Here is a 26,076-nt window from a genome sequence, read left to right on the forward strand (position 1 = left end):
GTGATTCATTAGCAAACAAAGAGACAACTTAAACACAATATCAAAATGGCAAAAGAAAAAACATTCATCGGAAAAATACTGGCTGCAGTGTTCAGCGTATTCAAAGAAAATTACAAAGATTTTCTGGTTAAGTTATGGAATAAGATTCCTACTGAGATCAAACCTCAACTAATTGACATTGTTCAAATTATCGAAAGGATTAAGTCATATGTTGACAGTCCGGCAGTTGACCTGATTACTTTTGCTATTCCAGGTGATAAAGATGATAAGGCAGTGGCGTGGTTGAGATTGAAGCTTAACGATTTGATTAATGAATTAAAACTTCATGATGTAAAGCCCGGAGAGTATAAAAAAACTGATCTTCAACCATTGGCAACGAGGTTAACTCAGGAGGTTACGGGTATGAGTTATGGGCAGTCAGCTATCACAATAGAGAACGCGTATCAGAATACTATTAAAGCAAATGTATAGTTATATATTCTATTGTTGTTTTTTGAATTTATTTACGCCGCCTTGTCTTTTTGGCATGGGACCCCTTGTTTATGAAAGAAACTTTTCAATTCATTTAAGAGGGTAAGGCAATGACCAAAGTTACCCCTTTGGATTTCATTTTCTACATCAGGCTCTAAGAAGACTTCATACCTTGCGTTTTCGGAATATCTTTGTAGTCTGATGTAATTTTTCCAAACAAATGGTGCAATACTCGTTAATGGCTTAGAGGTCCTTTTAGGGTCAAAATTATTTGCTATGTCTTGGTGGGTTCTACCTGGATCAACACCCCTTAATTCACAAAAAGCTCTAAATAAGTGTAACGCAGTATAGAACGATGCGGTCACTTTCCAATCAAAAAATGAATCTGGGTGGTTTTTTATGCATTCATTAATAAAATTCTCATTATGTAATGCTTGATTAACATGCGCCTGCATTAACTAAAATTAAGTTCAACTTCAAGATTAGCTTGATCCATAACTCGTTCAGGCAAAAATTTGATAACTACATTTATGTTTTCTTGTATTCCAAGTTCTTCATAAAGATCAAGAATATTAAAAAAAAACTTCTCTATTATCTATTGTGTCATTCTTTAATACTACATAGTAGATAAGTTGGTTTTCTTGTTCAACTAAGAATGCTTTAATAATAAGATCCTTTTTTGACAATAAGAACCAATTGGTAAGGTCGCCTACTATTTGCTTAACATTTCTTTTAGAAGATCTGTGATTGTCAAGCATACCAAGTAAAGGGTTCGTGAAAAAACCTTCAATTGAGGCAGCAAGTTTAGTATTTACACCAACATGATGCATTTCAGCTGAATGTTGAACCTCATGGCTTAATCGAGCAAGCACATCCATAACACTCTTAGAAAGATTGTCTTTATGTTCTAATGATTCTATCATAGTGGTAGAGCGTATTTCTCAAATAAAAAATGGGAGCGCAAAAGTATTAAAAATTATTTATATAAATACAATTTAATAAAAAAATTATACCATAAGATATAATGTCAATTTTACTCCCCCACTTATAATTCTTTCTTTTAATAAATATATACTAAAGAATTTAAATTCCAATTATTTATAATCATTATTTACAAAATTTATATAAATACTGATATAACAAATTTAATCATCATCAGTCAATCTGTCTAGGGCCGTATGTCCCATAATCAATTAGTGATATAATACAAACATATAAAATATATTATTGTTTCAATATTAAATTGAGATCGAATCCCAGGCATTGCCGGTATATAAACAATCATTGTAATTCATTATCTTTGATCACCAGATACTGTTGCGAAGCCCTTGCAGAAATGTGAGGGTTTTTGAGTTTAAGCTGATACTTGGTAAGTAAAAGGTAAGTAAAATTGCAAAATATGTGTTTAAATATGTTTTAATGCTATAAGTTGTAGCCCCTACAAGTGCACTGAAAGCCTTAGAGAAATCTAGGGCTTTTTTGTTTTTAAGACATTTCTAATGTCTTTTTGTGATCATATCAGTAATATACTAATATTAAAAACACCTTATCCTCCCGGAAATGGGTGTTTAAGCAATTTGTATCAGGACATTATAGTGTATTTTCTCCACTTGATTTTTTTATTTCTATATTTTTAGTTTAATATGCTTGCTGTGTTATAATTAACTCTATATTCATTAAATATTTACAGTATAAAAGTACTTTTACTTCATCCGGGGTTTATATAGTTTTCTTTTTATCTGAGTGAATATTAACAACGCTATTTCTATCAGTACTATTTTAACAGAATCAATTTGTGAAAAAACTTCTCCTCTCATTAGCTCTTGGTTTTCTTTCTTATTCAGGTTTAAATGCACAGGGAATTGACAAGTTCAATTTCAGTAATATCATACCTCCATCACCAGATATATCAGCACTTGGAAAATACACTGAATTTCCGATGACTTATTCATCTGGAGTTCCTGTAATCAATATTCCATTATACAAGTTGAAATCCGGAGAACTTGAAGTGCCTGTAAGTTTATCTTATAATGCATCCGGAGTTAAGGTTGAAGAAGTGGCTACATGGGCAGGACTGGGCTGGAATCTGAATACCGGGAGCAGCTTGTACAGAGTGGTACATGGATTGCCTGATGATGCTAGTATTAATGGATTGATGTATACTAACAGAACGATAAAAAAAGTTCTGGAATATGCGGATGGCACTAATGATAAGTATATGGCTTATCATGACATTTTTGCAAATATCCTTGATGTTGAACCTGATATTTATTATTTCTCAGCTATGGGGTTTTCAGGTAAGTTTTATTTTGATCAGACAGAAAGAACATTTGTACAAATGCCCCGCAGTCAGGTTAAAATAAATTATACGGTTAACGGAGATAATAAGATAGTACAATTTATACTGACACTTCCCGATGGAACAAAGTGTTATTTTGGAAAATCCGAAGATGCGACAAGAACTGGTTATGAAAACTTTTCAAGTACTCAAAGTGTGATTGTCAGTAATGGTATGACTTATGTTCCAGAGGATTCTGGGGGAAGCACACCACCTCATATTACCTCATGGCAGATTCTGGATATCAAGAGTATTGCAGGTAAAAGCATAAATTATTATTACAGTGTTGATAAAAGCGTTATCAATTTTGGAAAAGGCGGTGAGTCTAAGGACTATGCAGGAACAAGTGGTTGTGAATTTGTTCAGAATAATCCCTCTAACTGGTCATACTATGCACAGTATGGTTCAAAGAATGTGCTGGAGAAAATTTCTGCTGCTGAAGGAGATATATATTTTAAGACAAGTAGTTCAAAGCGTAGTGATATTATAGGTGGCCCGGAGGCATTGGACAGTATTTTAGTTAAAAACAAAAATAATACGCTTATAAAAGCCTTCAAATTGAATACCGGATACTGGTTTAGTGATGAAAATCTGCATCTTGATATTCCTGTAATAACTGGTGGAGATGCAAATGTAGTGGCGCAGTACAGACTTTACCTTTCTTCACTGGATGAAATTAATGCAACTTTAAATGAAAAGTACAGCCATACTTTTGAATATAGCAATATTGCTCTGCCAAACAGATTATCCAGCTCACAGGATTATTGGGGATATTATAACAGGGGGCAGAACGGGATTAACCTGACACCTAAGATCAGTTCGACTTTTATAAATGGAAATTCTGGGGGTGGTTATTTACCCGGAGCCGACAGGAGGGTAGATACGTTAGCCAATCAGGCCAGAGTTCTGACTTCTGTCACTTATCCTACCGGTGGTAAAACAACGTATGTCTATGAAACAAACCGGGCTAATAAGCAAGGCATAGGAGGAGGAGATAATAGTGGTTTTGAACTTTCCGGATTAATCCAGAAATCAGATGTGTTGCTTAAAAGTTATCAGTATCTGAGTCCTGGAACTACAAATATTTATGAGAAAACCTTTAATATAGGTTTTAAACCTAAGCCTGTTCATTTCCATTATATAGGGTGTGAAGATTTTAATAATTTTAGTTGCCCGTTGGTAACTACTATTAGAGGGATCACGGATAAAAGTATATATATAGCGTTGAATACGACAGATTCTTATTTCACCTTACCAGAGGGAAGCTATGATATTACAACAACAATTAATAATTCTTTTGAAAATCAGGATGCCGAATTCTCTGTTTTATTTGACTGGGAGGAGCAGAGTATTATAACAGATAACAGTATAGTTGTTGGTGGGTTGAGAGTAAAGAAAATAGTTAGCAGCGATGGCTTGGGTAAAATTCTTAGCAGATCTTTCAGTTACAATCGTTTCCATGATGCATTATATTCAAGTGGTAGCATAGAGAATATTCCTGTTCATGCTTTTAAGATTCCGTGCGATAATTTAGGCGGAAGTTTTGGAGTAACCAGGGTGACTTCTCAGAGTGCAGTTCCTTTAGTAGGTGGTGATGGACAGGCAGTGAGGTATGATAACGTTACTGAGTATATGGATGATGCAGCATCTTCTCAAAAAACAGAGTACACTTATGAACATATAGGACTTGATAATCCGGGTGATTATCCTTTTGCTTCTTCTTCCAAGGCAGATTGGCGTACTAATTTGTTAATCTTAAAAAGAGATTATGAATATCGTGGCTCTGGTTCATATCGTCCGGTCCGCTCTACGGAATACGCATATCGTAATTATGAAACTAAGTACAGTAATAATTTCGGAATGAAATTCGGAGCCAATGCTAATCCTGCAACTTTTTCAATATCAAATTACGGAGGAGTCACGGAATGGCAGGTGAAAACTGGAGAAACTGATTCAACTTTTACCTATAACGGGAATGTAGCCGGATCTGTTATTGTTAAAAACAGTGTCCTGACTTATAATAAAAATGATAATTATCAACTCTCAAACACCTTATCTTATGGTAGTGACGGGAAGAGAAATAATACAAGATATACCTATCCTGCTGATTACAGCTCATCTCCGGGATTTGATATAGCGGGCTTGAAACAAAATAATCTGTCAGGTCTGGTCTTAAAAAAAGAAAATAGTGTTAATGGGAAAATAAGGGCTGGTGAGGTACTTAAATATAATGTGTATGGTAAACCTATACAAGTGTATGAATTTGAGTCGGCTGCGGGAGTAGATACGGCAGTTGTCGATGCTGGAAATATCCTTACAACAGGATATACTTTGAAAGCAGACCTGAGTTATAGTAGTCTGAACAACTCAACGCCTGTGCAGGTTCGTCCTGCAAATGGGATACCGGTTTGCTATCTGTGGAGTTATGGTGCGGAACATCCTATAGCAGAAATTAAGAATGTCACTTATGAAACTGTTAAGAGTATCCTTGGCGAAGAAGCTATTAATAATTTTAGCAGCAGAACCAATCCAGATAAAGCAGCTATAGATAGTTTTATTGCACCATTAAGAGCTTCAGCACCTGATGCCCAAATTATAACTTATTCTTATCAGCCTTTAGCTGGTACGGTTAGTCAGACTGATGCGACAGGTAAAACAACTTATTTTGAGTATGATGGATTTCAGCGATTAAAACATGTCAAAGATCAGAATGAAAATATTCTCAAAAGAAATGATTATCACTACAGACCTTAGTTAAAAAGGTTTTTAAATTATCTAAAGAATTTTATTGTCAGTATAAGAATTAAAGCCTCATGAAGGGACATCTGTATTACGCTACTATATTTTTTTGTTTATCTATTTTAAGTCTGAATACCGCTTATGCGCAGGTGCCTCAGGATACGGTGCTGGATACTTATACCGGTCAAACAGAGATTACTGCTAAACGGCGGGTTACACTTAAGTCTGGATTTCGTATTCCTGCGGGAAAAAAAGTAAGGATTTATACTGGTGCAAGTTTTGGGAAATGGGTTACTATTTCGAGTAAGCCAAGTACTGATCAGAATTATATACTGACCAGGATATTTAAAAAGCCTGGTATAAAAGATGATGCTGCTGCGAGCTCGAATGCTTATAATACAGGTGAAGTTAACCAGAGTATACAATACTTTGATGGCTTGGGCCGTCCGCTACAAACGGTAACGGTACAGGGTAGTCCCAGTTTTGCTGATGTAGTGCAGCCTGTTGTTTATGATGCTTTTGGACGTGAGGCGGTAAAGTATCAGCCTTATGCTATTGGGAGCAACGGAGGTGGGTATCGAGGTAGCGGGGTAACTGAACAAGGGGCTTTCTATACAACGCCTCCGGCGGGTATCGCAGCAACAGCTAATGCTTATGGGGTAACTGTTTTTGAATCTTCGCCATTGAACCGTGTTTTAGAACAGGGTGCACCAGGTGCTGCATGGCAACCAGTCTCTGGCAATAGTACCGGGCATACTCAGAAAATTGAGTATGGAACTAATGCTGCAGAGGTAAAACTTTGGGTGGTGAATGCAACTGGAGCCTCGGCTAGCTCTAATTATGCTGCAGGGACATTATATAAAACGACGACAAAAGATGAGAACTGGGTTGCTGCGGATTTAAAAGCAGGGACAGTAGATGAGTATAAAGATTTTGAAGGCAGAGTGGTTTTAAAACGTGTGTGGGAAAGTGACGCGCAAGGTCTTTCTACATATTATGTGTATGATGATCTGGGCAATTTGCGCTATGTATTGCCTCCGGGAGTTGGAAGTATCAGCACTTTTTCCGAGAGCGATGATGTCTATAAGCAGTTTATTTACGGGTATCATTATGATGGCAGGAAGAGACTGGTAGAAAAGAAAATTCCGGGTAAAGGTCAGGAATCTATGGTGTATAATACATTGGATCAGGTAATTTTGACCCGGGATGCAAATCAGGGAGCAGGTCAGTGGTTGTTTACCAAATATGATGCTTTTGGGCGGGTAGTGAGTTCGGGTATATATAGCGGAGAGAATGACAGAGCTACTTTACAAGGGGTTGTCAATGCACAGACAGTTCTTTGGGAGAAAAGAGTTGCTGGTGGTATAGGTTATGATAATCTTTCTTTTCCAGAGGTTTCTTCGATAAGTTCTTATCATGTGATCAATTATTATGATGATTATAGTTTTCCGGAGAATACTTTTGGTGAGCCATCAGGAAGCCAGATGAAAGCTGATCGGGTTAAATCGTTATTAACCGGGACTAAAGTGACTACTTTGGGTACAGCGAATATGTTACTTTCAGTTCATTATTATGATGATGAAGGTCGTGTGATTCAGAGCAAAAGTGAGAACCATTTGGGTGGAAAGGATATTATAGATAATACCTACAATTTTGCGGGTGAGCTGACAGCGAGTACACGTAGTCATACGACTGGCAGTACGACTACAGAGATTGCTAATCGTTATTTCTATGACCATATGGGGCGTAAGATTGCAACATTGGAGAATATCAATAACAAAGGAGAAGTGGTGCTGAGTCAGCTGGATTATACTGAAACCGGACAGCTGCTGAAGAAACAGTTACATAGTACGGATAACGGATCGAACTATCTACAACATACAGATTATGCCTATAATGAAAGAGGCTGGTTGAACAAGGCTACAGGCAAAGAGTTCAATCTGCAGCTGAAATATACTGAGGGTGATGTGCCTCAATGGAATGGTAATATTTCTGGTCAGGTTTGGGGTAGAGGAGAAGGTAAATTTGATAATACGTTCAAATACAGTTATGATAAACTAAACAGGTTGACTTCAGCGGTATCACCAGGTTTGGGAGAGAACATCATTTATGATGTGATGGGAAATATCAAGATGCTGAACCGGGAAGGTCAAGTGATCAATAACTATACTGGATATACCGGGAATCAGCTGACTAAGATAGAGGGGGCTACCAATAGTACTTATAGTTACGACAGCAATGGAAACTTAATCACTGATAGCGGGAAGGGAATAACGCTGACTTATAATTACCTGAATTTGCCGGAGAAAGTTACGGGTAATAAGACTTTGAGTTATACTTATGATGCGACTGGAAATAAGCTGAGAAAAACAAGTGGTTCGGAGGTTACGGATTATATCGGTGGCATTCAGCACAAGACTGATGGAAGTATTGATTTCATTGCTACTGAGGAAGGATTAGCCAGGAATAACGGCGGAACTTACAGTTATGAATATAACCTGAGTGATCATTTGGGCAATGTGCGTTATAGTTTTAATAAGCATCCGGTGACGGGTGCACTACAGCCAATACAGAGTGATGATTATTATGCGTTTGGACTGCGGAAAGTTGTAAGCGCGGGAACTAATAAATATCTTTATAATAAGAAAGAGTTACAGGAGGAGTTGGAGGAGTACGATTACGGCGCAAGGTTTTATGATCCGGTGATTGGGCGTTTTAATACGGTAGATCCACTTTCTGAAGTGTCTAGGAGAAATAGCCCTTATGGATATGCTTTAAATAATCCCATACGTTTCATTGATGTAGATGGAATGTATACGGATTATTATGGGACAAGTGGTAATTATCTTGGAACGGATGGGGTTAATAATGGTAAAGTTAAAGTTGCTTTAACAGAATCAACAGAAAAAGCGATTACTTCCTCTATAAAAAATGACAAGGTTAATATAAATGATAGTGATTATAAAGATTTGATTAATAATCCAACTTCCAACGAGATTAGTACGATGGATAATGCATTTGCAACTATGGAATCTAGCGGTATGAAGGAGCAAGGGTTTGGTGTAGGTAATAATAATGGGCAGCAAAATATAGAGACAGTGTCAAGTACTGGTAATACTAGTGTTCAAACGGGTAAGGCAATAGCAACTTTAGCCGGATCTGGAAATACTATAAGTTATGATGGGCACACTCATGGCGCTGTTATTAAATCAGATCCTGAAACAGGTAACATTATTGTTGGAGGAAGTGGTTCTTCTGCGGGAGATAGGAGTGGCTCGGTTTATGGCCAGCCAAATGTAGTATTAGGATATGATGTGCAAAATAAAACTGGTAATATAACGGCAGCTGATGTAGCTAACGCAGTGAGTAACTCTGGCAAATTCATGCCTTTAAATCCGGCCAAATTTAATAAAACTATAACTTTTTATAACCAAGGAGGTGATATCAGAACTATTAATTACAGTGCGTTCAAGTCTAATACGTCTTCAATAAGAATTCAAAATTATGCAACACATTTACCCAATCTAAACATAAGATGATACATTTGAAATTTAAGATTTTAGTAATTGCTGTTTTATTAACTTTAAATGCTAATGGACAGTCCGTCAAATTAGATGATATACTAAAACATGCATATTCCAAGACGTCTGATTTGTCAATTATTAATGGCAAGGAATTGAACTATGTGATTCCTAAATATATATCTATCATTGATACTGTCAAAAGTGAAGATCGAACTCGATCATTTAATATCAAATATTATCGGAATGATATGGCGTTTGAAAGTCACTTAAGAAAGGTGAAAATTTTAACAGTTTTATCTGTTTATTTTAATAAAATTGGTAATGGTGTAATGGAAATTATATTGGAAATATCAAGTACAAAGGATGACCAGTATTTTGGGCCATATAAGTTTTTTTCATTCATTGATAAAAGACAACTGAAATTAGTTTATAATAATTCAAAAAGAGTTTGGGAATATAATTCAATTATAAAGATTTTTGATGAGCCAAGGGTAGGGCAAGGTTAAGTAAAAGTATATAGAAGAGTATGATTACGGGGCAAGGTTTTATGACCCGGTGATTGGAAGATGGAATGTGGTTGATCCTTTGCAAGAAGATGAGTATTGGGCTGAATTTGATAAAGAGTCTGTTTTGGAAGGAGAAGATGAAGAGGGATTGGAAGAACAAAGAGCAAATATGAGTAAATATCTTAGATTATTAGTTCCGCAGAACATTGTAACCGCAAGTAATTCAGCTATTCATTATAATTCAAGTCCCTATGCTTACGTATTAAATAACCCAATAAATTATATTGATCCACTAGGATTAGATACTGGGAAAGTAAAGCAGTTGAAACAAGTTAATATTGTTGAGAATAGGAAATCCCTATTCCCAACTGGACAAATTTTGGTAGGCCTTACAACGAGTTTTCCTAAAAGTTTTTTAGGCTTTGCAAATACAGGTAGTGGAACTACTAATTTACTTTCTAGCGGGATGAGCAAGATTCTTCCTCAAGTGATGAAAGTAAGGAGATACACACATACAAACGCTGTTGGAAGTAAAATTTACACAAAAGTGCTCGGGAGATTTTTAGGACGATGGGCAACAAGAGTTCTAGGGCCTGTAGGGTGGACTTTGACGGGATGGGATGTGGCAACTATGGGGTTACCTCCTGCGGGGGTATGATCCTCCACAATTGCCTAATGGAATAGTCCCAGCAGACAATACACGAGTGAATAATTTAACTATAAAAAAGTTTTAATAATGAGAAAATTGAACGACGATTTGATAAGCTTTATTAAAGATGAGATCCTTGATCCTGAGTTCGAAATAACGGCTGATCTTTCACTTGAAGATGATTTAGGCATTTCTGGGGATGATGCAAGTGAATTTATATTAGCATTTAGTAAGAAGTTTCAAATTAATATTGAAGAGTTTAACTTTAATGATTACTTTAATTCTGAGCCTTCATTGTTTACAAGTTCATCAAAAAAAGAATTATTAACAATTGGAATGCTCAATAATGCGATTTATGAAGGTAAATTATAAATATTATCCATAATAGAGTAAATGTTATTTGATTAAACAGCATATAATAATAGGAAGCTCTTATTAATTGTAATGCCCCAAAAAAGTGTCTAACTTTTTGGGGCATTTTTATGAGTAAAAAAATCAAGTATAGCTTAGAATATAAAATAACTATCGTATCATTTTGAATGATAATAAACAGATCTTCATCGAGATACAAAATCTATATTCTAACCGAGCAAGAGTTTCAGCAAGAAATCGCAACAAGGGGGCGTGGAATAAATGGCCTGTGAGGGCAAAGATTACATTTGTTTATGCTGCGAAAGCCCTTTACAGCTTTACTTTCGGGGCTATCTTTGCTGTAACAGATGTACTAACGAACCAGCACTGCCGTTCATAGATCCGCACCTTCAAAGTAGAATCTCCAACAAAAAAATCACGAACCAGCCCAACCTTAAACTCAAATAAAGCACTAACTTTACGGGAAAGGAAAGTTCTTTATGGCACTGAAAAAGTGCAGCCAGGAAATCCGGCAAACCTAAAAAAAGTTGCGTAAGGGAGTACGATTTCGGGGCAAGATTCTATGATCCTGTAGTGGCGAGGTGGAGTGTGATAGATCCAAAAGCAGATGAGATGCGTAGACATTCACCATACAACTATGCATTCAATAATCCAATTAGATTTATTGATCCTGATGGGATGGCGCCAGGTCCAGTTCCAGCGTTTTTTCCAGCACTGCCTTTAATTTATGGTGCTCTTGAAGCAATAGCTAGTTATGTGACAACTGAAGTTGTTGTTGGCGCGGCCGTTGCTGGTACAGTAGGATATATAGGAAATTCTGTATATAAGAATTATTCAAAAGGTCGAAATTATTCTGACTCGGTACAAGATGGTACAAGTTTGGCACAGCCTAAGTTGCAGAAAATAGCTAGTAGTGCTAAATCTGATGGTGATCAAAGTGCTCCTACAGATCCTACGGATAGAGAATTGCCTAGGAATAAAGATGGAACTCCGAAAGTGGATCCAGAAGCTTCAGGTGCTGGTCGTCATACACAGCTCGGAAAGAAGTCTGGTCGAAATGGTGATTATAAACAGGCTAGGGAATTTGATGAAAAAGGTAATCCAGTAAAAGATCTTGACTTCACCGATCATGGTCGTCCTGATAGTCATCCTAATCCTCACCAGCACGAATATCTTCCTAACCCTACAGGTGGTACACCTCAAAGAAGTAAGAAGGCAGAGCCTTTTAAATATACACCTTATAAATTTTGAAGATGAGAAAGGCTATAAGAATAGATGGAGATTCTAGTGAGGTACTCTCTGTTGGTTTGATTGATATCTTGAATTGTATCGATGATGGAGAAAGTACAAATTGGGGATTATTGTGGTTAGAAGCTATTGGGGAATTAGATGGTACTGAATCGATACTTGATTTGGAGCAAAGGGTCAATAAAGCTGAAAAAGTTACAATAATGGCATGGAAGGAATTATTGGATTTGTCGAGTCAAATTACTCAGGCAATTGATCTTTTGATTATTGGGGATAAAGATCTTTTAAATATAAGAGAGCGTTTAACTAATGGGGCATATGAAAATTGTGATTATACAATTGAATTAATTGACTCAACATATTGGATAGTTTATTCTAAGAATGATGCCTTTTTGAAAGGCGTATTTGAAATGCTAGAAGGTACTAAATATCTTCATCGTTAAACCTTACAGACAATAAATAAGAGCCCAGCTTACACAGCTGGGCTCTTATTTATTGTCTGTAAGGTTTTCTGGCATTAGCATCTCTAAGGAATACATCAATAATCACCGGTAAGTGGGTTCTGTCGTTTTCGAGTAGGTCTTCTGTCTCCTGTATCCTTTTTACTGTTTTTTATCAAAAGAGGCACTGGTACCTTCGCCGCCGATATAGTCTAAATTGACTTCAAAAGCCTGGGCAATCTTTTTAGCTACCCCTATAGAAGGAAAATAGTTTCTTCTCTTTCGTATTTATCGATCATGACCCTTGAAATGCCTCCCTTATCCTCCCAGCTGCCAAAGCTTGTTTTATCACTGGAGGGAGCAAGATGCCGACTCTTTCATCATGGGTTTAGATAGTTCATTTGTTAAGCCACTCTGAGTCTAAGAAAGTGAAGCAGTCAAGGGATCGTGGGATAAATGGCCTGTGCGGGCAAAGGCTACGTGCGTTTATGCAGCGAAAGCCCTTTAGAACATTACTTTCGGGACTATCTTTGCTTTAACAGATGAACTAACGAATAAGCAGTACCGTTTATAGTTTCGCACCTTAATTGTAAAATCCCCAACAAAAAAACGCGAACCCTTCCAACCAGTAAGCACAAATAAAGCACTAACTTTACGGAAAAGGAAAGTTCTTTATAGCACTGAAAAAGTGCGGCCGCCAAATCCGGCAAACCCGAAAAAAGTCGCATAAGGGTGCACGATTTCGGGGCAAGATTCTATGATCCTGTAGTGGCGAGGTGGAATGTGGTAGATCCGCTTTCTGAGAAGATGAGGCGGCATTCGCCTTATAATTATGCTTTCAATAATCCGATTCGATTTGTAGATCCTGATGGAAGAGCTCCACAGGGACCTGGACCGAATGGTACACCTATTCTTGGGCTACCACTTATGAAGCTGTTTTTGAGTTATCAAAAAGCCATCATGAAGATGGGCATGAATAATGTTGCATCAGTTCTGAATACTGTATCTAATGCCAATAATGCTGGTATGGCAAAAGGTAAGGTGAAAGCAGAATATACTGCTGCGGCTAATCAGGGGGTTAAAAACTTAGCAGTTGGACTTGCTTTAGGGGAGGCTACAGGTGGGCTTTTAGGGCAAATAGGTAAAGGTTTAAAGGGAGTTGCAGGAACTGAGGTCTCTGTTGCTGCTAACAGTGGAACTACTGTTATTGGTGAGACAATGAAACGTGTATCAACAGCAGCGTCGGAAATACCTGGTGCTAGAACCTTAAATACAATGCCTAATTTTACAGGTACAGCTGATCAGGTAACAAGTCAAATGATGCAATATAATAGACAATGGATATTAAATGAGATGCGTAGTGGAGGAACTATTTTAGATATCGGAGCAGATGTAAATAGAGCAACACCAAGTATCTTTTATCAAATGGAACAAAATATGTTGAAAAATTATCAGGTACTTCATCCTGGGTCATTAAATATCGTTAATCCATGATAGACGGAAAAGAATATGTCAAAACAGTAAAAGAGTATTTCTCATTTCTTGAGACTGAATATAATATGGATTTATCAGAAGAAGTGGTTAATGGAAGTTTTTATTATGATGTTTCATATAAGGATAAGGAGCATGCCATCTCTGTCTCTTACGAAAATGCAGAAGATTATTTGCAAGTGATTATTTTTATACTTCACAATGGCAAACTGCCTAATTATGATGATAAAACAAAAACATTGCATTTAAATCGGTTCAATTCAAAAATTCTTTCAACTGCTAGTAAAAGTGATCTCAGTTTAAATAATGAATACTTTTTAAAGTTCGAATCGGAGGATGGATTGAAAAGAAAATTGTTGAAATCAGCGAAAGAATTGCGACTTTTTTTGAAATATTTTAATGATTTGAATATGGTTTAATGACTGTCTGGCAGCAGTATCCAATAAAACTCTGTAAATGGGTTTGTGATAAAACCTTACAAGGTGTAAAGTCCCATTGGTGGGACACTTTGGTGTATGTCATAGTCTTTACACCTATTCTAAGTTCTATAAAAGCCTGGTTCGTTAAGCCAGGCTTTGTTGTTTATTGCTCTTAAGCTTTTCTGGTATTAGCATCCCTAAGAAATGCGTCAATAATCACCAGTAGTTAGGTTTTGTCGTTTTCCAGCAAGTCTTCTATCTCTTGTATCCTTTTTACTGTCTTTTTATCAAAAAAGGCATTGGTTCCTTCACCGCCGATATAATCTAAGGTTACCTCAAAAGCCTGGACTATCTGTGCTTTAACCGATGAACTAACGAACACGCACTGCCGCTGATCATTGAAAGTTTCGCAACTTAATTGTAAAATCCTTAACAAAAAAACGCGAACCCTTCCAACCCGTAAACACAAATAAAGCACTAACTTTACGGAAAAGGAAAGTTCTTTATAGCGCTGAAAAAGTGCAGCCGGCAAATCCGGCAAACCCGAAAAAAGTCGCATAAGGGTACACGATTATGGGGCGAGGTTCTATGATCCTGTTATTGGGAGATGGAGTACGCCAGACCCTTTGCAAGAAGATGAATATTGGGCTGAATTTGATAAGGAATATACTCAGGAATCTTTAGATGAAGGGTATGAAATAGACCTGGTAGAAGGTAGAATGAATGCCAATAGATATTTTGGGTTATTGGGGCCACAGAATATGATAGCGGTCAATAATTCAGCTATTCATTATAATTCAAGTCCTTATGCCTACGTTTTAGGTAACCCAATCAGTTATATTGATCCTTTGGGACTGGATACAGGGAAAGTTAATCAATTAAAACAAGTTAATATAGTTGGAAATAATAATAATAACTTTAATCATTGGATAGGACCATCTTTAATTGCGTTAGGAGAGCCTATTAGTTATCTTAAGCCAGTTGGCGCACTTGGATCTCAAAGGGGCTCTTCTATTGCATCCTGGACTTTATCTAAGGTGTTTCCCTGGAGAAGTACCGCTCTTAAAACGGCCCAAAGAAAAGCGGTAGGTCTTGTGAGTAAAAGATTAGCAAGAAAAATTGGAACTAATGTGGTTGGAAGATTTTTAGGACGGCTGGTTCCTTACGTTGGGTGGAGTATAACTGCATATGATATATGGGAAAATAAGGAAGCTATTGGAGTAGGTATGAAAGCATTTAGTGCTGGTGGAGGTGATTACTATAAGCTACGTTCAAATCCAAGCACTTTTTATATGTATGCAAAATAGATCTAAACAAATAAAATTATGGTTATAGATGAATATGAACTTTTTCAGTTTGTAAAAGACCAATCTGCTGTTTCTGACATTGATATAGATATGGATACAGATTTACAGGATGATCTTGGTATTCGTGGGGATGATGCAGTGGACTTTTTAATAACCTATGGAAAACGCTTTGGAGTTGATATTTCTAACTTTATGGCAGCTGATTATTTTAATGGCGAAGGGTTAGGTCTTTTGTCTTATATAGGGGCTAAACTTTTTGGATCTAAAGGAAAAAGAAAGCCATTCACGGTTAATTGTCTTTATAAAGGTATTATTGCTGGTCGATTAGATGACAAAATAATAAATGGATAGATTACCATAATATTTAGATTAATTAATAAAACCCCGTTTTATTAGTTAATCTAAATATCTTTTTGCATCCCCTATGATGGCGTTGTCGAGGTGTATCCTTAATGGAAAATCAGTGATTCCCGATTAAGGGCTTTGCTAATTAATTGCATATATGTTTATGCAGCCTATTGTTGTTTTATGATTTGCAAGTTGTGTTTTTGGGTACTCCAAAAACACAACTTGCCTTCGCAATTCGGTTTCTGCTGCAGAGGTCTACATACTACCTTTAAGGAGTTCATAAAGTTCCATTACCTCGTCCAGCGGGTTAAAAGTGCACTGGAAGTTAAAAATGGTAAAAAGCATGAAAGAGGTGTAACGCCTCCAAGTAATCAAGCTCATACAGCTCATGAAAAATCTAAACGAGAAGGTAGTAGTGGGACACCGAATAATGGTCAGGTATTATGTCGTGGCTGTAAATTAGATAAACATTAAGATGAACGAAAAAGTATTATTAGTCTATCAGTTTAGATGATGCTCAGTCCGTGATAAATGCTGTTCATTCCGGGGAAGCTGAGTTTGTTGGGACAATGAAAGGAGGGCATCAGGTCTTTAAATTTACTGGAGTAACGGGTACAAATGTTAATGCTGGAGCCGGAATAACAAATCAGTCAACAAATTTATTTATGATAAAAGGTACCGCAAGCCCAAGTGTTGTGCCAATAAATCCAAATTGGAAACCTTAAACTAAATATATGGAGTATGATGAAAATTTTCTAGACGTAAAATACATTATGATGAATGTGTTCTTACTAAACATTAGACCAAATATTCTTGATGTAAGTTATTCTATAGAATCTCATGAAATTAATATACAAGTTGTTTTATTAGAGAATACAGAGTTAGATAGTCTCTATTTGAAAGAATTGATCTATAAATTGAAGGATTTTGCGGTTAAGCTAAATGTAATTTTTATATCCAAGTTGGACTATAATTCTAATAATGGAAATTGGATTCCTACAAGATACAAATGGCAATCAATTGTAGTACTTTCAAAATCGGGAATATGAATCTGGAATATAATGTTAAATTAATTTACAGTAATCTCTGTAATGCAATGATTAGAAATGTGAATAATAATTTTTATAGTATATCATTCGATATTTTACAGAATGAAGATATTCAGGTAAAGATTATACTATATAGTTATAATGAGGATGAAAAAAACTTGGTCGAAGATTTGATGGCAGAATTCTCTGCATTAGAAGAGAAGAATAATGTCTTAGCTGCAATATTGACTACAGATTTTAAAGAACTCAAATTAAGATACAAAATATACGAATCTACTAATAGCTAAAATAAAATTGTTGGATATGCCTATGGAGTTTGAGGCTATACATCTAAATTTTAGAGACTGTAAACTGAACTGTGTCAACTCTAGTATGAAAGAGTTAAAATAAGTAATTTAGTATGACTTAGGACACAATGAAAAGTAAAGAACCATTTGATTTTGAGCGCTTCAAGGCTGAAGCAATGGAAAGCCTTTATCAAGGCAAAAAGATGGGCGGTACCGATGGTGTATTTGCCCCAATGTTAAAGCACCTGCTTGAATCTATGCTCGAAGGAGAGCTGGATAATCACCTCCAGGAGAGTAAGGGTAGTGATGATCCCAATCGGCGTAATGGGAAGACCCGTAAGACCGTACGGAGTCTTCAGTCGGGGGAATTTGAGTTAGAGGGCACCCGTGATCGTAACGGTACTTTCGAGCCTAAAATCGTCCCCAAGCGCCAGTTGATTATCACAGCCGAGCTGGAAGATAACGTGATCGCGATGTATGCCCGTGGGATGAGCACCCGTAATATCTCTGATTATGTAAAGGAAATGTATGATATGGATATCTCCGCAACAGAGATTTCTAACATAACAGACAAGATTATCCCTGCGATGAACGAATGGCGAAACCGGCCACTGGAAGCGGTGTACCCCTTTGTATTTCTGGACTGTATGCATTATAAAGTCCGTGATAACGGTGGTGTTGAATCCCGGGCGGTCTACAATATCCTGGGCGTGAACCGTGATGGAAAGAAGGAGTTGATCGGTGTATATCTTTCAGAAAATGAAGGTGCTAAGTTCTGGCTTTCTGTACTGATGGATTTGAAGCAACGCGGCGTAGAAGACATCCTGGTGGCCTGTATTGATGGCTTAAAAGGCTTTCCGGAGGCTATAGAATCTGTATTTCCAAAAACACAGATTCAGTTATGCATTGTCCATCAGATCCGCACCAGCCTCCGCTATGTGCCTGAAAAAGACAAGAAAGCTGTTGTTGCCGATCTTAAACCGGTTTACAAAGCCAATAACCAAGAACAGGGCTACGAAAAACTGTTGGAGTTTGAAGATAAATGGGGCAAAAAATATCCGTTATCTGTAAAAGGCTGGATGGACAACTGGACGAATTTGTCTACGTATTTTGAATATTCTCCGGAAATCAGACGAGTGATCTACACCACCAATGCTATTGAGGCAATGCATAGACAAATCCGTAAAATAACCAAAACAAAAGGGGCATTTACATCGGATCAATCGTTGCTAAAACTCGTATATCTGGCCTATAGAGACTTTTCTAAAAAATGGACGATGCCAATGTGGAACTGGGGCTTGACAATGTCTCAGCTCTATATTAAATTTGGAGACAGATTAAAAGCCTTCGGCGACTTCTTCCTTGGTGGAGGCCCTTCAGCCTCCACCAAGGAAGAAGTGATGTTTGACACAGTTCAATTTACACTCCCAAATAACAACAAAAGCCCGATTGTAACCGGGCTTTTGTTGTTATTTACCCCCTTTAAGAGTTCGTTCTTTTCCCATTCAGCTTGCAAGAGGGGTTCATAAAGTTCCATTACCTAACAACTCTTTCAGCTTCTTATCAAGCTCTTTCCCCCTCAAATTTTTCCCCACAATTTTACCCTGCGGATCAATTAAGAAATTGGCTGGAATCCCTCTAACCCCATAAAGTGTAGAGGCTGCGTTTTTCCATCCCTGCAAATCCGAAACCTGCGTCCAGGCCAGACCATCATCCTTAATAGCCTTTAACCAGTCACTTTTCTTACCCTGCTGATCCAGTGAAACCCCAAGAACAGTAAAATTTTTATCCTTATAAGCGTTAAAAGCTTTGACTACATTAGGATTCTCACCTCTGCAGGGGCCACACCACGAAGCCCAGAAGTCCAGTAAAACATATTTTCCTCTGAAATCCGATAGCTTTACCGGCTTATCATTAACATCATTCTGTGTAAAGTCCATAGCTATCGCTCCGACAGCTGTTTTGCGTGCTGTAATTATTGTTTCTTCAATATCCTTACCCGTAGGACTTATTTTTAGTCTGTCACTAAGTCCATTAAAAAGTGAATCGGCTTTACCGGAATTTCCATTTCCAGAAATGTCATTCAGTGCCTCCAGACTAAAATATGAATCAGGATTGTCTTTCACATATTTTTCCCGTAGAACCAATCTCTGCTGACTTGCTGAATTATATCTCTCTCTTAAAGCATTTCCAAAAGTTGTATCCTCTTTCTGAGTTGCAGAAGCTTTGCTGAAAGCAGCATTAACCTCTTTAGCTGTCTTTGTGAACTCGCCATCCGTATAATTTTCATAAACTTCAGCCTCTTCATTGATCTTTGAACCCGATAATTTGCTTTTCGAAACAGAATCTGTGGTATTGAGCTGTATAGTTCCCTGATCCAGATAAAGGCGTTTAAAATCTGCATTTCTGCTTCTCTTTAATTTTTCTATGCCCTCATGTTTATGATCAAGGATGAGTCTGGCAGCTGTAGGCTCCTCAACTTTTCCTGTAAACTGAAAAGCCCCGTTTACAATAGCAGAAGAATCTTTAATAGTTTTACCTGCAGATTCATAAATAAGATAAGCTTTTTTCTGTTGACCAGGCGATGCTACTTTAGCTTTAAGTGTAAAACTGCTCTGTGCAATGGCTAGCCCTGGTGACAAGGCTAACACGGTAATAATTGTTTTGGTGATTAATTTCATATGTTATAATTGTTTATGGATTTTGTGGCATATCCGGGTTAAAACTTAAAACACTGGCTGGTATTTTAAGCGTATACTTAGTACTGTGTTGTGGTAAGGTGGCAATGACATTTCCATTGATATCAAGGCGTGTTATAGCTGGCATTCTGTTTTCCAGATCAAGACGACGCATATCTATCCATCTGAAACCAGCACAAGCCAGTTCATGTCTTCTTTCCAGTAATACCTGCTGTAAAACTTCTTCCTGATCAGAAGATTGAAAAGCTTTATAAAACTTACTATTTATCCGAAATATTCTGAGCTCATTTAATTGCTTAACCGCAAGCGTAAGATTACCTGTCCTTGCTGCGGTTTCTGCAATGATCAGTTTCATTTCTGCTACCGAAGTACCAAAACTTGCAGTAGGAGCGCCGTCACGTCTGAATTGAATGTCTCCCCGTTTCAATTTCCCGAAATCTATTTTTTCTATTGGTATTTTTCTGTCAGTGGAATTGGTATAGTAGGTTTTCAGACGCAGATCACCCTCGCTGAAAGTCTTTAAAAAAGCAATATCAACAGATAATGATTGTGCAGGTTCAGTACCATAACGGATAAAAATTTCCTGTTTACTACTCGTCATCCCGGGTATATCTGAAACACTGGCAAAAGTATTCAGATCTAAAAGTCCGTTTGCCGGATCACTTAAAGCCAGATCTGCATATCTGGCCGCTTCCGAATAATCAGCTTTGTACAGATAAATTCTGGCCAGTATACTATAAGCTGCATTTACAGACCCTCTGAATTTATTGGGGTTATTCCCCTTGATCAGATCCGGTATCGCACTGTTAATATCTGTAATAAGCTGATTATAGATAAAGTTAACTGTTGCTCTGGGGGGTGTTTTGAAAGTAATATCGGTAGCTGTCATCAAAGGAATAGCAAAATCGGCATCAGCTGTTGCTTTTTGATAAGGTTTCCCATACATATTGACCAGATAGAGGTATTCAAATGCGCGGCCCAGCAAAGCTTCGGCTTTGAGTCTTTTCTTTTCCTCCAGCGTACCTGTTGTTGCATCTTCTACTTTATTGATTACAGCATTATAAATATATATGTTAGAATAGGTGCTGGTCCAGATAGCGGCTGGTTTACCTGCGTCTGGTACGAGCTGATCGGCCCACAGATAACTTAAAGTATTGATACTTAAATCTTCTGGTTTAATACCTGGATTATCCACTTCATCGGACATCAGGTTGAGATAAGAATCACCACTGGATGTTAGCGACCTGCTGTTTAACAAAAGATCAAAATCTGAAAATGTTTTTAAGATAACTTTCCCTTTCGGCTCGATGTCCAGATATTTTTTACACGCAGTACTCAGGCTGATAATTAAAAAAACTATAAGTAGCTTATATCGATGAATAAACATAAATCAATGATTAAAAATTAGTAAATAAACCTAATGTGAATGTGGGAACCAGGTTTCTCCTGAGATAGGATCCGGTGGCTACACTATAATTATATTTATTGAAACCATGGGTATACAGATTTGTACCCTGAGCCTTGAGCTCAAAATTGCTGAAACCTGTCTTTTTTAAGAAAGCACTTTTGAGTTTATAAGATAGAGTCACATCCCGCAGCAAAATATATGCACCATTTACGGTGTACTTATCAGAATTGTCATAAGCATAATAGGCACGGGTGGAATCATAGTTATAGGTACCCAGAAAACCCATCACATCCGTTGTCTTTTCATCACCCGGATTTTTAAAATAAGATTCTGCACCCTCCTGTGGTCTGAAACTATTTGGTGAAGGCCTTGGAATACGCGTTTTAAAACCTGCATTCAGATCTATCATAAAATATAGATAGAAGGGACCTATATCAAACCTGTTACTCACACCTAAGGTATAAGCCGGAATATTATTTCCTGAATAAACCAGATCGTTAATACCCTCATCATTGCTGATATAGCTGAGTTGTTTTGCTTTACCATTCTGATCATACACAATTGGTAAACCCAGTGAATTTAAGCCCGCATCTCTAAAACTAAACATTCCTCCAACAGAATACCCCACTATATAATTTGAGGCAACGGTTCCGTCTACAAACTGATAATTGTATTTCAGGTTATTCTGATAAACATCTATGACTTTACTTGTATTATAACTGAAAGCTATTCCGGTATTCCAGTTAAATCTTTTGCGCTGAATCCAATCGCCATTAAGCGTAAGTTCGAATCCTTTGTTCTGAATCCTTGCCGAATTTAGCAGGGTTGCCGCACCGCCTTTTGTCGGGTCTATGGCAGCATTTGCCAAAAGGTCCTTACTTTTTTTATTGTAATAATCTATACTTCCCGAAATACGATTAAACACTGTGAAATCCAGTCCGCTATTGAAGTTGCTTGTCTCTTCCCATTTTAAATTGTTATTCTCCAGGTTTTTAATATTCAGTGAAGTCGCAACCGGAACCATTCTGTTATTGAGTGCATAGGCAGCAATGATCTGAGGCAGACTTTCTTTGGAAATGTTACCATTAAATCCTGTAGATAAACGTAACTTCAAACTGTTTACCCAGTTAACAGGTTGCATAAAACCTTCTCTGTCCACATTCCATGCAAGACCAACAGACCAGAGTGGTTTATATTTATATTTAGGATTGGTTCCAAATAAATTAGACTGATCAATCCGCATACTTCCGGACAGTATATATCTTGATTTGTAGGCATATACACCATTGAAGTAAGCGGACAGATACCTGTCTTCATTATATACCTTATTAAACAGATCCTGATAATAAAGACTAATATTGCCGAAACGCGTATTGTACCAGTTTCCGTTAAATATTTTAGGATAGTTTACCGGCTGCTGAAGCAATGTCTTATCACTATATCCAAAATTTGCTGATGTATTGGCTTCTGCAATAATTTTACGGACTTCTGCACCAGCAATTACGTTAATAGAATGGTTTTCGCTTAATTTTTTATCATAAGTCAGTTGTCCGCGAAAAGTGTAGCCCAAAGTACTGGCAACGGTTGTTTTCTGATAACCTCCGCGTGGCAGATTGAATAAAATAGTTCCATTATTATTCTCCGAATAAAAATTTACAAACTGCTTGCTTTCAGCAGAATTTTCAGAAGCATAATGAATTTTATTGGCAGAACTGTATTCGTAAACACCTCCTAATGTCAGCAACAAACCGGGAGTAAGTTTATAATTCAGATCACCGACTATTCTATTCATGGTAAGCTTATTAATATCGCTGACCTCATTGATCTCTTTCAGCGGATAATTCAGATTATCATAATAACCCTGTGCAATGATGCCAGGATTATATATAGTACTGCTCGGAGAACCAAAAACAGTAGGTAAAGGATTCCCGTTACTATCCTGAAAGCGTTCAGTAGATGAAAAATCTCCATAATTATATTGAGGCACACTCGTACCAGTCGATTGTGAAAAGTCTGTAGTCAGTCTGAAAGATAATTTATCTGTAAACTGATAAGTTCCGCGGCCTGAAAGCAGAAACCGGTCACTTTTGTTTTTTACAGCCGAGTATTGATTTTTAGTGTAATTGGAAGATACATAATACAGTGCTTTATCAGCTCCGCCAGAAAAGTTAAAATCATATTGCTGCGTAATTTTATTTTGTTCAAACAGACGACTGAAATCCTTCGTATTGTTATAATCATAAAGTTCATTCATCTTTTTAATCATATTCAGGGTATCGCTCTGAACAGGATTTTTTATAGATGCAAGATCTACAAGGGGCTCAGTGCCCGGTGGAAGACGGTAATAATTTAGCTGATAATAATCACGTCCTAGTGAACCATTTCTGAAATAAGAATCAATGGCATAATTCATAGCCGTTTTTGCCGGTGCCAGCCTGTAGGTAGAATAATCTTCTTTAGGTGTAATGCTAACTGTGCTCCTGAATTCAAACTTTGTATTTCCCCGGACGGCCTTTTTACGCTCTACAATGATAACTCCGTTTGAAGCGCGGACACCATAAATTGCTGCCGCTGCTGCATCCTTCAGTAAAGTAACAGATTCGATTTCATTGGGGTTGATTGCATCCAGTGTCAACTCGGTAGGGTAGCCGTCAACCACTATCAATGGTTGCTTATTAGCTGACATTGTTGAAATTCCACGAACCTGAAAAAGTGAATTCCCTTCAAATTTCAAGTCATTATTGATCAATAATCCGGGTAACTTATTTTGTAATCCCTGAAGAAAGTTATTCGTGGTAATAACTGATTCATAAGCTTTGGTCGTTATCCTGCTGACAGAACCCGTAAGCTGTTCAGTCTTGATCTTTTGATAACCTGTAAAGGTTACCGCTACCTCCTGCAGGTCACCAGCTTCCTCTTCCATTTTTACCACTGGATGGTTATAAAGGCTTTTCGCTGAAATCTCCGCGGTTTTATAACCTATATAGTAAATCCTGACAATAGCATTTTCGTCCAGATGACCAATTATAAATTGGCCTCTGTTATTGGTAACGCATATATTTTTGCTGTTCTTTATTTTTATTGTTGCGCCTGCCAGCGGAATGTCATTTCCATTGGTTACTCTGCCTTCAATGTTAATCTCATGAAAAAAATCAAAAACTTTCTCTGCAACTGAGGTCCTCTTTTTTTTGATCACAACAGTTTTATCTTTCAGGGTATAGGTCATTTCCTGATTTTCAAAACAAAGATCCAGAGCCTCTTTAAGCGTTACTTTATTTACGCTCAGACTAACTGGTTTAGCCGTTTTGAATAAAGAAGTATTCCCAATAAAATCATAGTTACTTTGTAGCTGAATCTTATTGATAACAGTTTCGAAAGGCGTATTTCTCTCATTCAGGCTGATCGTTTGTGCAAAACTGTTTGCATTCACGAAGATTAGAAAACTGAGAATGATCAGCTTAATACCTGTTTTGCATTTATTTTTGTTCAGCATTGCCTGTCCAGCCCAGAGACCAGTCCAGAGCCCGCCCCTAAGTTTAGAATAAATCATATGTTTAGTAGTTAATGGTTAGTTGTTGTACTTGATGATGGCGATATATGATCTAAGCTAATACAAGGGGTCTGGTAGTTTTACTTCATTATAATTACACTCCCTCCTTCTTTTTTAAAGTGAACATTTCCGGTTTCCTGCAGTAGCTGCAGGATGGACGATAAATTTTTTGATCTTGAGATCACACCAGTAAACGGCATAAGCTGCAGGTCATCTTCGAAAATAACCTGTACATCATACCATCTGGATATTTTTTTCATGATATCCTCCAGTTTTTCTCCATTGAAGATGAAATAGCCATTTTTCCAGGCCATGGTTTCTTTAATATTGGCTGATATAATTTGTAATCCTTTAGCTGAATTTATTGACTGCTGATCGGGTTTTAGAAGCAAATCGGTAAATCCGGATTGATGAACCAGAACAGAACCTTCCAGTAAAGTCGTTTTTATCATGTGCTGATCCGGATAACTATCAACATTAAAATGAGTTCCCAATACTTTGATCTCCTGTCTGGCAGACTGTACAATAAAAGGATGAATCTTATCCTTCGCAACTTCAAAATAAGCTTCTCCTGATAATTCCACTTTGCGTTCTTTTGCCGAAGCCATATTCACATTATATTTTAATGTCGTCGCAGCATTTAGCCATACTTTAGTCCCGTCTGGTAAGTTAAGCTGATATTGTCCGCCATTTGGTGTCTCTATCTTATTATATAGCGATTGTTCAAAAGCAGTTTTTGATGGTTCAGAGATTTCATAAGTAAGCTGACCATCTTCCTTTTTGGTTATTTTGATACCTGATTCATTAGCTATTGCCCCGTCGGATGCATCAGCTAACAAAATCTGTTTACCATTTGCAAGAGTTAAACGGGCTTTATTTCCACCCCCCTTTACATCGTTTTTAATCAGCGAAACTGCTGCTTGCCGATATTGGTAACGTTGATAGCAGAAGAATACAGAAAATAAAACCAAAATTACTGCTGATGCAATAGCGAGTACTCTGCTTAGATTTAATTTGAAATAATGTTTCTTTTGTGGCTGATCAATAATTGTATGAATAGTCGATAACAAAGAATCCAGGTAATATTTTTTCTGTGCATCATCGATAGTTTGCCATTCATTGTTCTCATTGACATAGGTATCCAGCCAGTTTTCTATATGCTCTTTTTCAACAACAGAACAAGTGTTACTGATATAGCGGTCCAGAAGATCTTTTATTTCGTCCATCATCA

The 26,076-nt window shown here is 37.2% G+C and carries 19 protein-coding genes and 2 pseudogenes; 14 read left to right on the forward strand and 7 right to left on the reverse strand.

Annotated elements, in window-relative coordinates; genetic code table 11:
• The first annotated feature begins 45 nt into the window (after positions 1-45).
• The gene (locus tag PL_RS20050) at positions 46-471 is read left to right on the forward strand and encodes a hypothetical protein (RefSeq protein ID WP_348620204.1); all 426 of its coding nucleotides are present in this window, start codon (positions 46-48) and stop codon (positions 469-471) included.
• 32 nt (positions 472-503) lie between these two features.
• Here the strand turns inward: PL_RS20050 and PL_RS20055 are convergent, their stop codons facing one another.
• Both PL_RS20055 and PL_RS20060 read right to left on the reverse strand, forming a co-directional pair.
• On the reverse strand, positions 504-926 hold the full coding sequence (locus tag PL_RS20055) for a hypothetical protein (protein ID WP_041884600.1): 423 nt from the start codon (positions 924-926) through the stop codon (positions 504-506).
• 117 nt (positions 927-1,043) lie between these two features.
• A complete protein-coding gene (locus PL_RS20060; protein WP_348620205.1) occupies positions 1,044-1,394 on the reverse strand; it encodes a hypothetical protein in 351 nt (116 codons plus the stop codon).
• Between the two features lie 872 nt (positions 1,395-2,266).
• Here PL_RS20060 and PL_RS20065 point away from each other — a divergent pair.
• From PL_RS20065 to PL_RS20105, 9 genes and pseudogenes are all read left to right on the forward strand, one after another.
• A complete protein-coding gene (locus PL_RS20065) occupies positions 2,267-5,563 on the forward strand; it encodes a hypothetical protein (RefSeq protein ID WP_041886818.1) in 3,297 nt (1,098 codons plus the stop codon).
• A gap of 59 nt (positions 5,564-5,622) precedes the next feature.
• The gene (locus PL_RS20070; protein WP_348620208.1) at positions 5,623-9,087 is read left to right on the forward strand and encodes a DUF6443 domain-containing protein; all 3,465 of its coding nucleotides are present in this window, start codon (positions 5,623-5,625) and stop codon (positions 9,085-9,087) included.
• A 5-nt stretch (positions 9,088-9,092) separates the two neighbouring features.
• Positions 9,093-9,578: a hypothetical protein gene (locus PL_RS20075; protein WP_152620396.1), complete on the forward strand. Its 486-nt coding sequence runs from the start codon at positions 9,093-9,095 to the stop codon at positions 9,576-9,578.
• Positions 9,579-9,594: 16 nt separating this feature from the next.
• Positions 9,595-10,236, forward strand: a pseudogene (locus PL_RS20080) (DUF6443 domain-containing protein); the annotation flags it as partial.
• 78 nt (positions 10,237-10,314) lie between these two features.
• Positions 10,315-10,599, forward strand: coding sequence for a DUF1493 family protein (locus PL_RS20085; RefSeq protein ID WP_052496604.1), 285 nt, complete (start codon positions 10,315-10,317; stop codon positions 10,597-10,599).
• Between the two features lie 573 nt (positions 10,600-11,172).
• Positions 11,173-11,850, forward strand: a complete 678-nt coding sequence (locus tag PL_RS20090; RefSeq protein WP_082036046.1) for a hypothetical protein — start codon at positions 11,173-11,175, stop codon at positions 11,848-11,850.
• A 2-nt stretch (positions 11,851-11,852) separates the two neighbouring features.
• Positions 11,853-12,290, forward strand: coding sequence for a hypothetical protein (locus PL_RS20095; protein ID WP_348620211.1), 438 nt, complete (start codon positions 11,853-11,855; stop codon positions 12,288-12,290).
• A 729-nt stretch (positions 12,291-13,019) separates the two neighbouring features.
• Positions 13,020-13,781 carry an RHS repeat domain-containing protein gene (locus PL_RS20100; RefSeq protein WP_235324530.1) on the forward strand — a complete coding sequence of 254 codons (762 nt, stop codon included), beginning with the start codon at positions 13,020-13,022 and terminating at the stop codon, positions 13,779-13,781.
• Complete coding sequence (locus PL_RS20105) at positions 13,778-14,197, forward strand: hypothetical protein (protein WP_041882391.1); 420 nt, start codon at positions 13,778-13,780, stop codon at positions 14,195-14,197. Before PL_RS20100 ends, PL_RS20105 begins: the two co-directional genes overlap by 4 nt.
• A gap of 226 nt (positions 14,198-14,423) precedes the next feature.
• Here the strand turns inward: PL_RS20105 and PL_RS20110 are convergent, their stop codons facing one another.
• Positions 14,424-14,756: a hypothetical protein gene (locus PL_RS20110; protein ID WP_152620315.1), complete on the reverse strand. Its 333-nt coding sequence runs from the start codon at positions 14,754-14,756 to the stop codon at positions 14,424-14,426.
• A 67-nt stretch (positions 14,757-14,823) separates the two neighbouring features.
• On the opposite strand from PL_RS20110, the gene PL_RS20115 reads away from it, so the two are divergent.
• The 4 genes and pseudogenes from PL_RS20115 to PL_RS20130 all read left to right on the forward strand — a co-directional run.
• Positions 14,824-15,504 carry a hypothetical protein gene (locus PL_RS20115; protein WP_041882396.1) on the forward strand — a complete coding sequence of 227 codons (681 nt, stop codon included), beginning with the start codon at positions 14,824-14,826 and terminating at the stop codon, positions 15,502-15,504.
• A gap of 18 nt (positions 15,505-15,522) precedes the next feature.
• Positions 15,523-15,855, forward strand: coding sequence for a DUF1493 family protein (locus tag PL_RS20120; RefSeq protein ID WP_041882398.1), 333 nt, complete (start codon positions 15,523-15,525; stop codon positions 15,853-15,855).
• 1,006 nt (positions 15,856-16,861) lie between these two features.
• Positions 16,862-17,188, forward strand: coding sequence for a hypothetical protein (locus tag PL_RS20125; RefSeq protein WP_152620316.1), 327 nt, complete (start codon positions 16,862-16,864; stop codon positions 17,186-17,188).
• A 128-nt stretch (positions 17,189-17,316) separates the two neighbouring features.
• Positions 17,317-18,528: pseudogene (locus PL_RS20130) on the forward strand (IS256 family transposase); the annotation flags it as partial.
• Positions 18,529-18,711: 183 nt separating this feature from the next.
• Here the strand turns inward: PL_RS20130 and PL_RS20135 are convergent.
• From PL_RS20135 to PL_RS20150, 4 genes are all read right to left on the reverse strand, one after another.
• Positions 18,712-19,869, reverse strand: a complete 1,158-nt coding sequence (locus PL_RS20135) for a TlpA disulfide reductase family protein (protein WP_087149082.1) — start codon at positions 19,867-19,869, stop codon at positions 18,712-18,714.
• 13 nt (positions 19,870-19,882) lie between these two features.
• Complete coding sequence (locus PL_RS20140; protein WP_052496288.1) at positions 19,883-21,274, reverse strand: RagB/SusD family nutrient uptake outer membrane protein; 1,392 nt, start codon at positions 21,272-21,274, stop codon at positions 19,883-19,885.
• 10 nt (positions 21,275-21,284) lie between these two features.
• A complete protein-coding gene (locus tag PL_RS20145; RefSeq protein ID WP_348620216.1) occupies positions 21,285-24,845 on the reverse strand; it encodes a SusC/RagA family TonB-linked outer membrane protein in 3,561 nt (1,186 codons plus the stop codon).
• A gap of 80 nt (positions 24,846-24,925) precedes the next feature.
• Entirely contained in the window at positions 24,926-26,074 is a 1,149-nt protein-coding gene (locus PL_RS20150) for a FecR family protein (protein ID WP_041882408.1), read from the reverse strand.
• Between the last annotated feature and the right edge of the window lie 2 nt (positions 26,075-26,076).

The sequence above is a fragment of the Pedobacter lusitanus genome (genome assembly GCF_040026395.1).
GTDB lineage: Bacteria > Bacteroidota > Bacteroidia > Sphingobacteriales > Sphingobacteriaceae > Pedobacter > Pedobacter lusitanus.